Here is a 12,963-nt window from a genome sequence, read left to right as displayed (position 1 = left end):
GCGCGCCGCCGCTTCGCGGTGCGGGCGCGCACCGTCCCAAGATCCCCGCTTGCACCTTGGAGTGAAACAGAAACATGGCTGAGCAGTCCCGCCTCGATAAGGTCATCGCCCTCGCCCGCCACCGCGGCTTCGTCTTCCAGGCCGGTGAGATCTACGGCGGCTCCCGCTCCGCCTGGGATTACGGCCCCCTCGGCACCGCGCTGAAGGAGAACATCAAGCGCCAGTGGTGGAAGGCGATGGTGCAGAAGCGCGACGACGTCGTCGGCATCGACTCGAGCGTCATCCTGCCGAAGCAGGTGTGGGAGGCCTCGGGCCACGTCGAGGTCTTCAGCGACCCGCTCGTCGAGTGCCTCAGCTGCCACAAGCGCCAGCGCGAAGACCACCTCATCGAGGCGTTCGAGGAGAAGAAGGGCCGCGCCCCCGAGGGCGGCCTCGCCGAGATCGTCTGCACCAACTGCGGCACTCGCGGCCAGTGGACCGAGCCCCGCGCCTTCTCGGGCCTGCTCAAGACCTTCCTCGGCCCCGTCGACGACGAGGCCGGCCTGCACTACCTGCGCCCCGAGACGGCGCAGGGCATCTTCGTGAACTTCGCGAACGTGCTGCAGTCGGCGCGCATGAAGCCCCCGTTCGGCATCGGCCAGATCGGCAAGAGCTTCCGCAACGAGATCACTCCCGGCAACTTCATCTTCCGCACCCGCGAGTTCGAGCAGATGGAGATGGAGTTCTTCGTCGAGCCCGGCACCGACGAACAGTGGCAGGAGTACTGGATGCAGGAGCGCTGGAACTGGTACGTCGGGCTCGGCATCGACCCCGAGAACCTGCGCTTCTACGACCACCCGAAGGAGAAGCTGTCGCACTACTCGAAGCGCACCGCCGACATCGAGTACCGCTTCGGCTTCACCGGCAGCGAGTGGGGCGAGCTCGAGGGCATCGCGAACCGCACCGACTTCGACCTGTCGACGCATTCGAAGCACTCGGGCAAGGATCTGAGCTTCTTCGACCAGAACAAGGACGAGCGCTACACGCCGTACGTGATCGAGCCTGCCGCGGGCCTCACCCGCTCGCTCATGGCGTTCCTCGTCGACGCCTACCGCGAGGAGGAGGTGCCGAACGCGAAGGGCGGCACCGACAAGCGCACCGTGCTCGGTCTCGACGCCCGCCTGGCCCCCGTCAAGGCCGCCGTGCTGCCGCTGAGCCGCAACGAGAAGCTGTCGCCGCTCGCCCGCGAACTCGCCGCCGACCTGCGCGACGACTGGAACATCGATTTCGACGACGCCGGCGCCATCGGCCGCCGCTACCGTCGACAGGACGAGATCGGCACCCCGTTCTGCATCACCGTCGACTTCGACTCGCTCGACGACGACGCGGTGACCGTGCGCGAACGCGACTCGATGCAGCAGGAGCGCGTGCCGGTCTCGGGCCTGCACGCCTACCTCGCCGAGCGGCTGCGCGGCTCCTAAGCGTCGCACGTACCGATGAGCGAACCGCAGACTCCGCCGCCCGGGTGGGCGTGGGCCCAGCAGGCCCCGCCCGCCGCGGTCATGCAGGTCGGCCCCGTCGAGACGGAGCCGCTCGAATACCATCGCCTGCTGCGCGGCGCCCCGCGCTACCGGTGGTGGAAGCCGCTCCTCGCGCTCATCATCGGCTTCTTCTACTTCCTCACCCTCTCGATCGTCGTCGGGCTCGTCGTGGGCATCCCGGCGATGATGATGTCGGGCGTCGACCTCTCCGACCCGGCCGCTCTCCAGGACTTCATCGCGGGCCTGGCGCTGCCCGATACGCAGAACCCGGCGTCGATCCTGCTGGGCCTCGGGTCGGTGGCGGTGATGCTCCCGGCGACGATGCTCGCGATGATGAGCGTCGGGCTGAAGCCGTGGACCCGCATCTGGTCGGTCGCGCTGCGCATCCGCTGGCGCTGGATCGGCCGCACGGTGCTGCCCGCCGTCATCGCGCTGTTCGTGATGAACGGGCTCGGCATCATGCTCGAGCTCGTGCTGACGGGCTTCGGCGGGGAGGCGCCTGCCGAAGCGCCGGCCGGCGCGTACGACCCGAGTCTCGCGCTCTGGTCGATGCTGTTCGTGCTGCTGCTCGTGCCGATCCAGTCCACGGCCGAAGAGGTCGTCTTCCGCGGGGCGTTCATGCAGTCGCTCGGCGCCTGGCTCGGCGGTGCGCGCGGCCAGGGATCGTTCGCGCGCTTCGCGCGCGGGCCGTGGATCCCGGTGATCGTGCCGGCGCTGCTCTTCGGCTTCGCGCACATCTACGACATCTGGGGATGGCTGTCGGTGGTGGCCCTGGCGATCGTCGCGGGTTGGCTCGCCTGGCGCACGGGCGGGCTCGAGGCCGCGATCACCCTGCACGTGGTGAACAACCTCGTGGCGTTCGGGCTCATGGCGACGGGGGTCGCCGGGCCGACCGGTCAGACCGAGAGCACCGGCGGGCCGGGCGCCGCGGCGGGTTCGATCATCGGGCTGCTGCTCTTCGCCTGGTGGGTCGACCGCGATTTCAGGCGCAACGACGGCCGCCGCTCGCGCATCGACCGTATCGAAGCGCCGATGACCGTCACCGCGGGGGAACGCGCAGATGGTTGAGGTCCGCATCCACGGCGATAGCCTGAGCGCATGCGCCGTCGCCTTCGAGCTGGCCGAAGTCGGCCTCGACGTGCGCGTGCTGCTGCCGGCCGCGGGCGCCGCGGGCAGCGGGCACTGGCCCGACGGGCCCGTCGCCGACGCCGACGGCGCGATCGCGACGCTGCTCGACCGCATCGCAGCCCCGATCTCGGCGGGCGGCACCGAACTGCACGGGGTGCGCCCCGTGCAGGTGCCTCCCGGCCCCGTATTCATGCGGGATGCGCGCGGGGCCTGGTCGCGCGTGCCCGAGCCCGCCGTGCTGGGCATCCCCGCCGTGCCGGTCTCCGCCGACTCCCTCGCCTTCCTCCCGACCGGCGCCGCGTTCCGCGCCTACCTCGACCGGGTGAAGCCGCTGCTGACCGTCGGCAAGACCCACGAGCTCGGCAAGCTGGTGCGCAGCCGCTTCGGCGACGGTCTCTTCGAGCGCCTCGTCGCACCGCTGGTGCGCGAGCGCTTCGGCACCGTCGATGTGGAAGTCGCGATCGCGGCCCCGGGTCTCAACGAGACGTTCTCGCGGGCGGGCTCGCTCTCGGCCGCCGTGCTCGCGTACTCCGAGCGCCACGCGCGCCAGGAGACCCGTGTGGCCCCGGCCGACGGCTGGCAGGCCGCGCGCGAGCTCATCATGGAGCGGCTCGGCCACTACGGCGTCGAGTTCGCGCCCTCCGCAGAGGCGGCCGAAGACGTCGTCGTGGTCGATGCCGGGCTCGACGCGCTCTCGAGCGCTGCGAACGGTGCGGAGGCCGGGATGCCCCCCGAGATCGTCGAAGCCCTGCACGCGCTCCGACCCCGCCGACTGCGGGCGCGAGCGCGGGCGCTCGTCGCGCAGGCGGGCGGGGTGGATCGCGGCTTCGCCGGAGTGCTCGACGAACCGGGCGCCGAGGCCGTGCTCGAGGTCGACGCGCCGAACGGCGATCTCTGGTCGGTGCGGGTCGCGGCAGCAGGCGATGGAGCGCTCGAGGCACGGCTCGCGGGCCCGGCGACGTCGGAGCCCGGCGACGCGCTCGCCGACGCGCGGGCCGCGCTTGCGGCGTCGGGTCTCGTCGCGGAGGCGCAGCTCGTGGCCGAGGTGCGCGCCGCGCCATTCGTATCGCTGGCCGAGCGGGACACTGCTCGGGCCCTGCTGGGCGCCGAGCGGCGGGCGAACGGCGAGCTGCTCGTCGTCGGCGAAGCGCTGCACGGCGGCGACCTCGCTGCCGCCGTGGCCGATGCCGTCGCCGAGGCGATCGCGCTGCGGCGCAGATTGCTCGGCATCTCCGAATGAGGCGCCGGCCTGCGGGCGCCGCGGGCGGGCGAGTAGGGTAGTCGCAAGAACGAACATCGCCATCGGCGAGGAGGTTTCATGAAGGGCAAAGTCGCATTCGTGCTCGGAGCGGCCGTCGGGTACGTGCTCGGCACGCGCGCGGGGCGCGAACGCTACGAGCAGATCAAGCGCGGTGCCAAGGCGGTCTGGGGCACGCCTCCGGTGCAGCGCGGCGTCGCCGCGGTGCGCGGCGCGGCGCAGACCCGCATCGACCAGGTGAAGGGCGCGGCCCTGCAGGCCGGCAAGAACCTCATCGGCGGCGGCCGCACCGGCAACGGCGCGACGGGCGGAGACGGCGCTGCGAGCGGAGCGGGGCCCGCGAACCCGGGCGGTGGCCTGTGAGTCGCAAGAAGGATCAGGCCGGCACCTTCGAACTGCTGGCCCGGCTGCCGCAGCAGATCGTCACGCTCGCGAAGGTCGAGTACGAGAACGCCAAGCGCGAGATCCTGGTGAAGGCCAAGAAGGCCGGCATCGGGGCCGGCGCGATCGTGATCGCGCTGTTCTTCGTCTTCTTCATGCTTGAAGCGCTCGTCATCGCCGCCATCGCGGCGCTCGCGCTCGTCTGGCCGTGGTGGCTCGCGGCCCTCGTCGTCGCGCTCGGGCTGCTGCTGCTCGCCGCCGCCTCGATCCTGGTCGGGGTGTACTTCATCAAGCGCGGCAACCCGGTACCCGAGGACACGCTCGATCGGGTCGGCGATGACATCTCCGCGATCAGCGATGTGCGCATCAACGCGGATACGTCGGCATCACGGCTGCCGCACCCGGGCGGAGAGGGGAACTGGCGATGACCGCGGAGGAGAAGCAGCGGGGGATCGCGCAGGCAGCGCAGGCCCGCGCCGAGCTTTACGACACGCTCGGGCAGCTCGAGGATCGTCTGAACTACGCGCAGCGCATCGACGACGCCATCGCGGACACCCGCCGCGGCATCGCCCGCAGCAGGCGCGAGAAGCCGCTCGCCTTCGCCGCGGGTGCGGTCGGCGCCGCCGCAGCGGTCGGCCTCGTCGTCTGGGGAGTCGCGACGGCGGTCATGAGGCGCCTGTGACGGGCCGCCTCGCGGGTCACAGTTCAGCCACGTTCCGGCCGCGACGGGCTCTGGTTTTGCGTCGACGCGCAAGCAGGGTAAGAATAGGTGGAGCCGGGTAGGAACCCGGATCTTCGTGGTTTCCGAAACATGCAGATGCATCGGGGGTTGCAAGTGTTCGAGTATCGAGTGAGTGGGGTATATGTCCGCTGAGTCGAAGCCGCTCTGCGGCTTGCGTGTGCTCGTACCGCGCGGCGGCACGTGGGGCGACCTCGTGTCCAAGGCTCTGCGCGACAAGGGAGCGCAGACGGTCATCGCCCCCCTGGTCGACTTCGCTCACACGAGCGAGGAGGACAAGCTCGTCCACGCCCTCAAGGATCTCGAGGAGGGGCGGTTCGACTGGCTGACCGCCACGAGCTCCACGGTCGCCGATGTGCTGCAGCACCACAACGCGGTCATCCACTCCGACACGAAGGTCGCGCTCGTCGGCGAGGCCACGGCGCTCGCCTTCCGCGATGCCGGCTACAAGATCACCCGCACCCCCGAGGGCGACGAGAACACGACGCACGCCCTGCTCGAGCAGTGGAGCGAGATCGATTCGGGCGAGGTGCTGCGCGTGCTGACGCTGCGCTCGGACGTGGCGACGCCGGTGCTCACGACCGGGCTGATCGATCGCGGCCACGACGTGACCCCGGTGCTCGCGTTCCGCACCGTGGGCGTGCCCGCCTCGGTGCACATCCGCGAGGACGTCGAATCGGGCCGCATCAACGCGGTGCTGGTCGCCTCGCCGAAGATCGCGCACGAGGTCGCCGAGCAGTTCCCGACGCTCCCCGAGAGCACGCTGATCTTCTGCGTCGGCGTGAACGCCCGCAAAACGGCCCTCGAACTCGGGCTGCCCCTCGAAGCCGACGACCCGGCCCACCGCCTCTACGACCTCAAGCGCTCGCTGATCGAGACCGTCGAGGCGGTCATCGATCAGAGCGACACGCTCGACTAGGCGGGAAACGCGCATGGCCCGCATCGAGGTGCACGAGGATCGCGTGATCATCCGGCTCACGGCGTCGGAGCAGCTCCTCGCGCTGCGCCGCAAGGACGTCGTGCTCGACCGCGCCGCGATCGCGTCGGCGATCATCACCGACGACCCGCGCATCTGGATCCGCGGCGTGCGCGCTCCGGGCGCCCGCGTGCCCGGAGGCCTCGCGATCGGTACGTGGCGCGGCTCGGCCGGCCGCGATTTCATCGCAGTGCGCGCGGGCCGCGACGCCGTCGTGCTCGATTTCGAGGATGCGCCGCGGCGCGAGGGCTTCGACGACTTCTCGCGCGTCGTCATCTCGACTTCGCACGCGGCCGAGCTCGTGCGCGCGCTGCGCATCGACGGCGACGGGGCCGCGGTCTACAGCGATTGAACCGCGGCCGCGGGCCTCAGTCGCGCACGAGGAGGAGATCCTCGACCACGATGCGCTCGCGGGGAGCGGTCTCGCGCTCGCGCAGCTTCTCGGGGAGCTGGTCTAGCGACCCCATCGTGCCGATCGCGGTGATCGAGATCGGCTTCAGGCGCTCGTCGAGGCCGAAGTCCGCGATGATGCGCTCGCGCTCGAACCCGCCCATCTGGTGGGTGAAGTAGCCCTCGCTGTGCGCCTGCACGCTGAAGTGCGCGACCGCCTGGCCGAGGTCGTACTCCGCCCAGGTGCGTGGGTTGCCCTCCGGGTCGACGACCTCGGCGATGTTCACGACGAGCGCGGCGGCCGAACCGGCCCACGCCTGGTTGAAGCCCATCAGCGCGCTCTCGATCTTCGCGAAGCTCTCGCTGCCGCGGCGGGCGAGGATGAATCGCCAGGGCTGAGTGTTGTTCGCGCTCGGGGCCCAGCGCGCCGCCTCGAAGATGCTGCGCAGCGCGTTCTCGCGGAACGTGTGGTCGGTGTCGAAGGCGCGGGGGCTCCAACGCTCGGCGAGCGCATCGATGACGGGGGCGCTGGTCTGGGCTGCGCGGGGGTTCATTCGTTCTCCTCGAGAAAATTCTGCGGCGGTGCGTCGTGCACGGCCGCAGAGTCCAACGCGGCCCGTCACCACGCTATTCCCGTGCGCGGCATCCGGTGCGCCCCGCCGTAAGTCAGCGTAATAGCCACGCGATGACGGCGATCACCGGCAATGATGCGAAGGTCGTCAGGAAGACGGTGTCGCGCACCATGGTCTCGGCCCTGCGATAGGTCGCAGCGTAGTTGTAAATGTTCTGCGCGGTGGGCAGCGCGGCGATGATGGTGGCCGCGAACACCTCGTGCTCCGAGATGCCGAACGACCGGGCGAGCATCCAGGCGAGGGCGGGCATGACGAGCAGCTTGAGCGTCGACGCCGTGAAGACGGCCGCGCGCCCGGTGCCGGGCTGCAGCGTGCGCTGGCCGTGCAGCGAGGCGCCGAAGCTCAGCAGGATCATGGGGATCGACGCCGCGCCGAGCAGATCGATCGGGCCCATGGCGATCTCGGGCACGTCGAAGCCGGCCAGGGCGACGCCGAGCCCGAGCAGCGACGCGATGATGATCGGGTTCGAGAACGTGCGGCCGAGCGCGAACCAGAGCCCTCGCGAGCCGCCCCGGCTGCCCTCGAGGATCGTGATGATCACCGGCGAGAACACGATGAGCTGCACCAGGATCAGCGGCGCGACGTACGCGGCGTCCCCGAGGATGTACATCGCGACCGGCAGCCCGAGGTTGTTCGAGTTGACGTAGCCGGATGTCGCGGCGCCGAGCGTCGTCTCCGCGGCCGTGCGCGGGAACCGTAGCCGGGAGGCGACGAGGTAGAGCGCCGCGCAGACGACCGCGGCGCAGGTCGTCACGACGATCACGGGGGAGAAGCTGACCGATGGCTCGCTGCGCGCGAGCACGGCGAACAGCAGTGCCGGGGTCGCGACGAAGAAGGCGACGTCGTTCAGCACGCGCCGCTGCTCGCCGACCACGACGCCGACGCGCGCCGCTATGTACCCCGCGGCGATCACTCCGAGGATCAGCGCGAAGCCCTGCAGCACCCCGAGCATCGCTCAGCCCTCGCCCTGCGCGACGGCGAGGTCGAGCGTCGACGCGACGGCGAATGCCGCCGACGCCTCCTCGGCGATGATGCGCGAGAGCGCGTCGAGCACCGGCGAGCGCAGATTCCAGCGCTGCCAGTACAGGGGGATCGAGACCTGGGCGTTCCGGTCGAGCAGCGTGAGACGGCCGCTCGCGATGAGGTCGCGGCACTGCAGCGCGGGCAGCATCCCCCAGCCCATGCCGAGCTCGACCGCTGCCGCGAACTCGGCGGAGGAGGGGATGAAGTGCCGCGGCGGGTCGATGCGCGCCCGCGTGCGGCGCCGGATGAAGCGCTGCTGGAACATGTCGTGCCGGTCGAACTCGAGCAGCGGCGCGGCCGCGAGGGCGTCCGCCGTGAGCCCGTGCGGGAAATGGGTCGCGGCGAAATCTGCCGATGCGACGGCGTAGTAGCGGTCCGATCCGAGCCGCGTCGATGTGCAGCCGGGCACCGCCTCGGCGGTCGCTGTGAGCGCCGCCATCGCCTCGCCGCTGCGCAGCCGCGCCGTCGAGACGGTCTCGTCGGCGCGCATGACCTCGAACCGGGCCCCCGTCTCGCGCGCCGCACGAGCGAGGGCGGGCACGAACCAGGTGGCGAGCGAATCGGCGTTCACGACGAGCGGGATCAGCGATCCGCCAGTCGACCCGGCCCCGAGCTCCTCCGCGAGGTCGTCGGCGACGCGGGCGAGCTGCCGCGCTGCGCGCAGTACGGCGGCGCCAGCTTCCGTGACCTCGACGGGGCGCGTGCGCTTGAGCAGCACCGAGCCGACGCGCTGCTCGAGCGCGCGCACGCGCTGGCTCACCGCCGACGGGGTGACGTGGAGACGGCGGGCGGCGCCCTCGAAGCTGCCCTCCTCGATGATCGCGGCGAACGTCGGCAGGTGTTCGACCGGTAGCCCCATGCGATCTCCTTCTGAAGTATCTCTTATGCTACTTCAGAATCTGTAGTGGCTCTCAAGTAGCACCGGGGCCCCGCGAGGCCGTAACGTCGTTCTCGTGATCCTCCCCATTCTCATCGGCCTCGGCAGCGGGCTGTCCCTCATCATGGCGATCGGCGCGCAGAACGCCTTCGTGCTGCGCCAGGGCATCCGTCGTGAGTACGTGCTCCCGGTCGTGCTGATCTGCGGCCTCACCGATGCGCTGCTCGAGACCCTCGGCGTCGCCGGCATCGGCTTCGTCGTGCAGCGCGCGCCGATCCTCCTCGAGGTCGTGCGCTGGGGCGGCGTCGCCTTCCTGCTCTGGTACGCGTTCACGGCCGCTCGGCGCGCCATGCGGCCCGAAGCGCTGATCGCCGGCACGGGCTCCGCCGGTTCGCTGAAGAAGACCGTGCTCGCCTGCCTCGCCATCACCTGGCTCAACCCGCACGTGTACCTCGACACGATGGTGCTGATGGGGTCGATCGGCAACGCGCAGGGCGACCCCGCGCGCTGGTGGTTCGTGCTCGGCGGCGCGTTCGCCAGCATCGCCTGGTTCTTCGTGCTCGGCTACGGTGCCAGACTGCTCACGCGCTTCTTCGCGACGCCGCGGTCGTGGCAGGTGCTCGACTGGGTGGTGGCGGTCGTCATGCTCGTCATCGCCGCCCGCCTCGCCCTCGGCGGCGTCGGCGGTTGACAAGGAGGTACTGCCCTGAAACGGCGGTCGTCGAGTACACTCCGAACATGGACTTCAACGCAGATGACCGCAGATTCTTGGACCTCGCAATCGAACAGGCGCAGATCGGATGGGAGGAGGGGGGCGTGCCGATCGGGGCGGCGCTCGTCCGGTTCGGTGCGAACGGCCCCGAAGTCGTAGCGGTCGGCCGGAATCGCCGCGTGCAGATGGACAGCGCGACTCGGCACGGCGAGACCGATTGCCTCGAGACTGCGGGGCGGTTGCCGGCCAGCGTCTACCGCGAGTGCACACTGTATACGACGCTATCGCCGTGCACCATGTGTGCGGGCACCGCTATCCTCTACGAGATTCCACGTATCGTCATCGGCGAGAACCGCAGCTTCGAGGTGTCGGAGGAATGGTTGGCATCGAACGGCGTCGAACTCGTCGTCGCAGACGACGAGGAGTGCCTCGACCTCATGAACCGCATGATGACCGAGCGCCCCGAGATCTGGGCAGAGGACATCGGCGTCGACACCGACGATCTCGGCACCGCCGCGGCAGGGGTCAAGCGGTGACCGACCCCGCCGCTGCGTTCGAGGCAGAACGCAAGAGCCGGTCGAGCGAGCCCGTCGTCGACCCCGACTACCCGGTGACGCCGGTGCCGTCGCACGCGAAGAAGTCGTTCTTCTCGCTCATGGTGGTGCTGCTCGGCTTCACCATCTTCACGCCGACGATGCTCGCCGGCGCGCAGCTCGGCGGAGAGTTCGGTCTCAACGAGCTGATGGTCATCATCGCCGTGGGCTCCGTGATCCTCGGCGGCTACGTCGCCCTGATCGGCTGGATCGGAGCCAAGACCGGCCTGACCACCGTCGTGATGGCGCGCTTCACCCTCGGCGATCGCGGTTCGAAGCTCGCGTCGCTGCTGCTCGGCGGCACGCAGATCGGCTGGTACGGCGTCGTCATCGGCGAGATCGGCACGCTCACGGCCGCGGCGTTCGGATGGGAGTCGTTCGCCGCGAAGGCCGCGGTCATGATCATAACGAGCGCGCTCATGTGCGCGACCGCGTGCTACGGCTACCACGGCATGTACTGGGTGTCGCTGATCTCGACCCCGCTCATCCTGATCCTCGCATTCTGGGTCATGTTCCGTGCCTTCTCGCACGGCGGCGGCTGGGGCGCGATCGCCGAGCTCGACCCGAACGGCACCATGAGCATCGCGACGGGCATCACGATCGTCGTCGGCACGTTCATCTCGGCCGGCTCGCAGGCGCCGAACTGGACCCGCTTCGCGAAGACCGGCACGCAGGCCGTGATCGCCTGCCTCGTCGGCTTCCTCATCGGCAACGCGCTCATGATCTTCTTCGGCGCGATCGGCTCGATCACCTTCGGCGTAAGCGACTTCGTGCAGGTGCTCTTCCAGCTCGGCATGGTCGGCTGGGGCCTGTTCCTGCTCTTCGGCAACCTCTGGAAGTCGAACGCCGATACCGCGTACGCGTTCGGCGTCGCGGGCGCCGAGATGTTCGAGAAGCCGACGAAGATCCCGTTCGTCATCGGCGGCTCGATCATCGGCACCGTGCTCGCGCTCATCGGCATCGCCGACTACCTGCCGCAGTACCTCGGCCTGCTCGGCACCTTCATCCCGCCGCTCGGCGGCGTCATCATCGGCGACTACTTCGCGCGCTGGCGCCGCACGCAGATGCCCATCGACGAGCCGCTGCCGCACTTCAACTGGGCGAACCTCGCGATCTACGTCGTCGCGTGCGTGCTCGCCTGGTTCGCGGGGGCCTTCGAAATTGGCATCCCGCCCGTCATCGGCGTGCTGTCGGCCGGAGTGCTCGCCGTCGTGTGCGCCCGGCTGAGCCCCCGCCGCGCATCGGCGTAGCGGCGCAGGCGACACACGCAGAAGAAGGGGTGGGCCGGGAATTCCCGGCCCACCCCTTCTGCTTCCGCAGATGACTACTTGATCATCGGGATGTTGAAGATGAACGGCGGCTTCTGGCCCGTGCGGTAGGCCTCGCCGGCCTTCGCTGCGGCCATGATGTGGAAGACGAACAGCACGATGCCGCCGAGAACGGCGACGACCCACCCGATGTACGGGATGATGCCGACGAGGCCCACGATCACGCGCAGCAGCGCGAAGTTCAGATTGTCGCGGTGGAAGGCGTACGCCTGCTGGTTGCCCTTGTCCTTCTCGATGAGGAAGAAGATCAGCGCCGGGATCCAGGTGAAGAACACCGACAGCCAGTAGTTCAGCGTGATGGTGCTGACAGGGTCCGAGGCGGGAGCCTGCTGGTAGCCGCCCGCGGGCTGCGAGTAGCCCTGCTGGGGCGGAGCCTGGTAGCCCTGCTGCGGCGGGGCCTGATAACCGGGTGCGGGCGGAGCCTGCGGGCCGCTGTCGGCCGGGGCCGCAGGAGCGGCCGGTGGCACGGGGGCTGCGGGCGCGGGCGGTTCTGCGCCGTCGGCGGAGCCGGGCAGGTGGGGGTCTTCCGGCGGCAGAGTCGTCATGTTGGCCTCCTTGATCGTGGGACGGTCGTACCCATGACGTTACTGCACTGCGCGATATCGCGAAAGGCAGCGCGGCCCGGGCCGGCGCCGCGACCGGCTCAGAAGACGTCGGGGCTCGGCGCCGAGGAGTGCTGGATGTGCACGTCGGCGTGGCGGTCGAACCGGTAGCCGACGCCGCGCACCGTGCGCACGATGTCCTGGTACTGGGCGAGCTTCACGCGCAGGCGGCGCACGTGCACATCGATGGTGCGCTCGTTCGGCACCTCTTCGAGGGGCGCGTCGGCCCAGAGCCCGGCGACCAGCTGGTCGCGGCTCACGGTCTGCCCCTCGCGCAGCACGAGGAACTGCAGCAGCTCGAACTCGCGGAAGGTGAGCGCGGCGGGCACGTTGTCGAGCAGTACGCGCTTGCGCGACAGGTCGAGGGTGACGCCGCTCGCGGCGCGATCCTGCGACTCGGCCTCGTTCTGCTTCTGGCGGGCCTGCGCGGCGGGGTCGCCGAGCGCGAGGCGCACGACCTCGACGTCGCGGCCGCCGGTGCCCTCCGGCGCGAGGGCGACGGCGGCGTAGGTCTCGGCAGCGGGGGCGAGCTGGGCGACGAGCTGCTTCAACTGGCTGACGATCGCGCCGAGCTTCGGGTCGCCCTCGGCGATCTTCTCGTCGGCGAGGCCCACGTAGAGGGCGAAGCCGCGCACCTCGGTGCCCTCGGGCACGTGGCGCTCGGAGGTCGGACGCGCGGGTGCCGCGGCGGTGAGGTCGGGTCGTGCTGCCTGGATGGTGGTGGCGTTCATGATGATGCTTCCTTGCAAATGCTGTCGGTGCGGGCCGGCCGCGGAACGGGCCGGCGTTGCGTGCAAGCTCTGC

General features: G+C 70.1%; 16 protein-coding genes. 11 read left to right on the top strand and 5 right to left on the bottom strand.

Going from position 1 to position 12,963, the window contains the following annotated elements; translation table 11 throughout:
- The first annotated feature begins 74 nt into the window (after positions 1-74).
- The 8 genes from ACUYTF_RS03920 to ACUYTF_RS03885 all read left to right on the top strand — a co-directional run bounded on the left by ACUYTF_RS03920 (position 75) and on the right by ACUYTF_RS03885 (position 6,354).
- Positions 75-1,460: a glycine--tRNA ligase gene (locus ACUYTF_RS03920; protein WP_434143015.1), complete on the top strand. Its 1,386-nt coding sequence runs from the start codon at positions 75-77 to the stop codon at positions 1,458-1,460.
- Between the two features lie 15 nt (positions 1,461-1,475).
- Positions 1,476-2,588: a CPBP family glutamic-type intramembrane protease gene (locus ACUYTF_RS03915; protein WP_434143016.1), complete on the top strand. Its 1,113-nt coding sequence runs from the start codon at positions 1,476-1,478 to the stop codon at positions 2,586-2,588.
- On the top strand, positions 2,581-3,888 hold the full coding sequence (locus ACUYTF_RS03910) for a hypothetical protein (RefSeq protein WP_434143017.1): 1,308 nt from the start codon (positions 2,581-2,583) through the stop codon (positions 3,886-3,888). The genes ACUYTF_RS03915 and ACUYTF_RS03910 overlap by 8 nt, the downstream gene beginning before the upstream one ends.
- A 78-nt stretch (positions 3,889-3,966) precedes the next feature.
- Positions 3,967-4,269 carry a YtxH domain-containing protein gene (locus ACUYTF_RS03905; protein ID WP_434143018.1) on the top strand — a complete coding sequence of 101 codons (303 nt, stop codon included), beginning with the start codon at positions 3,967-3,969 and terminating at the stop codon, positions 4,267-4,269.
- Positions 4,266-4,715, top strand: coding sequence for a phage holin family protein (locus ACUYTF_RS03900; protein WP_449279347.1), 450 nt, complete (start codon positions 4,266-4,268; stop codon positions 4,713-4,715). Before ACUYTF_RS03905 ends, ACUYTF_RS03900 begins: the two co-directional genes overlap by 4 nt.
- Positions 4,712-4,969, top strand: a complete 258-nt coding sequence (locus ACUYTF_RS03895) for a DUF3618 domain-containing protein (protein ID WP_434143020.1) — start codon at positions 4,712-4,714, stop codon at positions 4,967-4,969. Before ACUYTF_RS03900 ends, ACUYTF_RS03895 begins: the two co-directional genes overlap by 4 nt.
- A gap of 181 nt (positions 4,970-5,150) precedes the next feature.
- A complete protein-coding gene (locus tag ACUYTF_RS03890) occupies positions 5,151-5,945 on the top strand; it encodes a uroporphyrinogen-III synthase (RefSeq protein WP_434143021.1) in 795 nt (264 codons plus the stop codon).
- A 13-nt stretch (positions 5,946-5,958) separates the two neighbouring features.
- Positions 5,959-6,354, top strand: a complete 396-nt coding sequence (locus tag ACUYTF_RS03885) for a hypothetical protein (protein WP_434143022.1) — start codon at positions 5,959-5,961, stop codon at positions 6,352-6,354.
- 16 nt (positions 6,355-6,370) lie between these two features.
- On the opposite strand, the gene ACUYTF_RS03880 is transcribed toward ACUYTF_RS03885, so the two are convergent.
- The 3 genes from ACUYTF_RS03880 to ACUYTF_RS03870 all read right to left on the bottom strand — a co-directional run bounded on the left by ACUYTF_RS03880 (position 6,371) and on the right by ACUYTF_RS03870 (position 8,906).
- Entirely contained in the window at positions 6,371-6,946 is a 576-nt protein-coding gene (locus tag ACUYTF_RS03880; protein WP_434143023.1) for a nitroreductase family protein, read from the bottom strand.
- A gap of 112 nt (positions 6,947-7,058) precedes the next feature.
- Positions 7,059-7,976, bottom strand: a complete 918-nt coding sequence (locus ACUYTF_RS03875; RefSeq protein ID WP_434143024.1) for an AEC family transporter — start codon at positions 7,974-7,976, stop codon at positions 7,059-7,061.
- A gap of 3 nt (positions 7,977-7,979) precedes the next feature.
- Positions 7,980-8,906: an ArgP/LysG family DNA-binding transcriptional regulator gene (locus tag ACUYTF_RS03870; RefSeq protein WP_434143025.1), complete on the bottom strand. Its 927-nt coding sequence runs from the start codon at positions 8,904-8,906 to the stop codon at positions 7,980-7,982.
- A 94-nt stretch (positions 8,907-9,000) separates the two neighbouring features.
- Here ACUYTF_RS03870 and ACUYTF_RS03865 point away from each other — a divergent pair, with 94 nt between their 5' ends.
- The 3 genes from ACUYTF_RS03865 to codB are packed head-to-tail and all read left to right on the top strand — an operon-like array spanning position 9,001 to position 11,479.
- Positions 9,001-9,615 (top strand): LysE family transporter, encoded by a 615-nt coding sequence (locus ACUYTF_RS03865; protein WP_434143026.1) that lies wholly within the window; start codon positions 9,001-9,003, stop codon positions 9,613-9,615.
- A 47-nt stretch (positions 9,616-9,662) separates the two neighbouring features.
- A complete protein-coding gene (locus ACUYTF_RS03860; RefSeq protein WP_434143027.1) occupies positions 9,663-10,172 on the top strand; it encodes a deaminase in 510 nt (169 codons plus the stop codon).
- The gene (codB, locus tag ACUYTF_RS03855; RefSeq protein ID WP_434143028.1) at positions 10,169-11,479 is read left to right on the top strand and encodes a cytosine permease; all 1,311 of its coding nucleotides are present in this window, start codon (positions 10,169-10,171) and stop codon (positions 11,477-11,479) included. The genes ACUYTF_RS03860 and codB overlap by 4 nt, the downstream gene beginning before the upstream one ends.
- Before the next feature lie 74 nt (positions 11,480-11,553).
- Here the strand turns inward: codB and ACUYTF_RS03850 are convergent, their stop codons facing one another.
- Positions 11,554-12,102 carry a DUF4870 domain-containing protein gene (locus ACUYTF_RS03850; protein ID WP_434143029.1) on the bottom strand — a complete coding sequence of 183 codons (549 nt, stop codon included), beginning with the start codon at positions 12,100-12,102 and terminating at the stop codon, positions 11,554-11,556.
- 98 nt (positions 12,103-12,200) lie between these two features.
- Complete coding sequence (locus ACUYTF_RS03845; protein WP_434143030.1) at positions 12,201-12,890, bottom strand: winged helix-turn-helix domain-containing protein; 690 nt, start codon at positions 12,888-12,890, stop codon at positions 12,201-12,203.
- Between the last annotated feature and the right edge of the window lie 73 nt (positions 12,891-12,963).

Source organism: Leucobacter sp. GX0328 (assembly GCF_053567315.1).
Note: the sequence above shows the minus strand (reverse complement) of the source record. Positions and strands in the feature narration are given on the sequence as shown.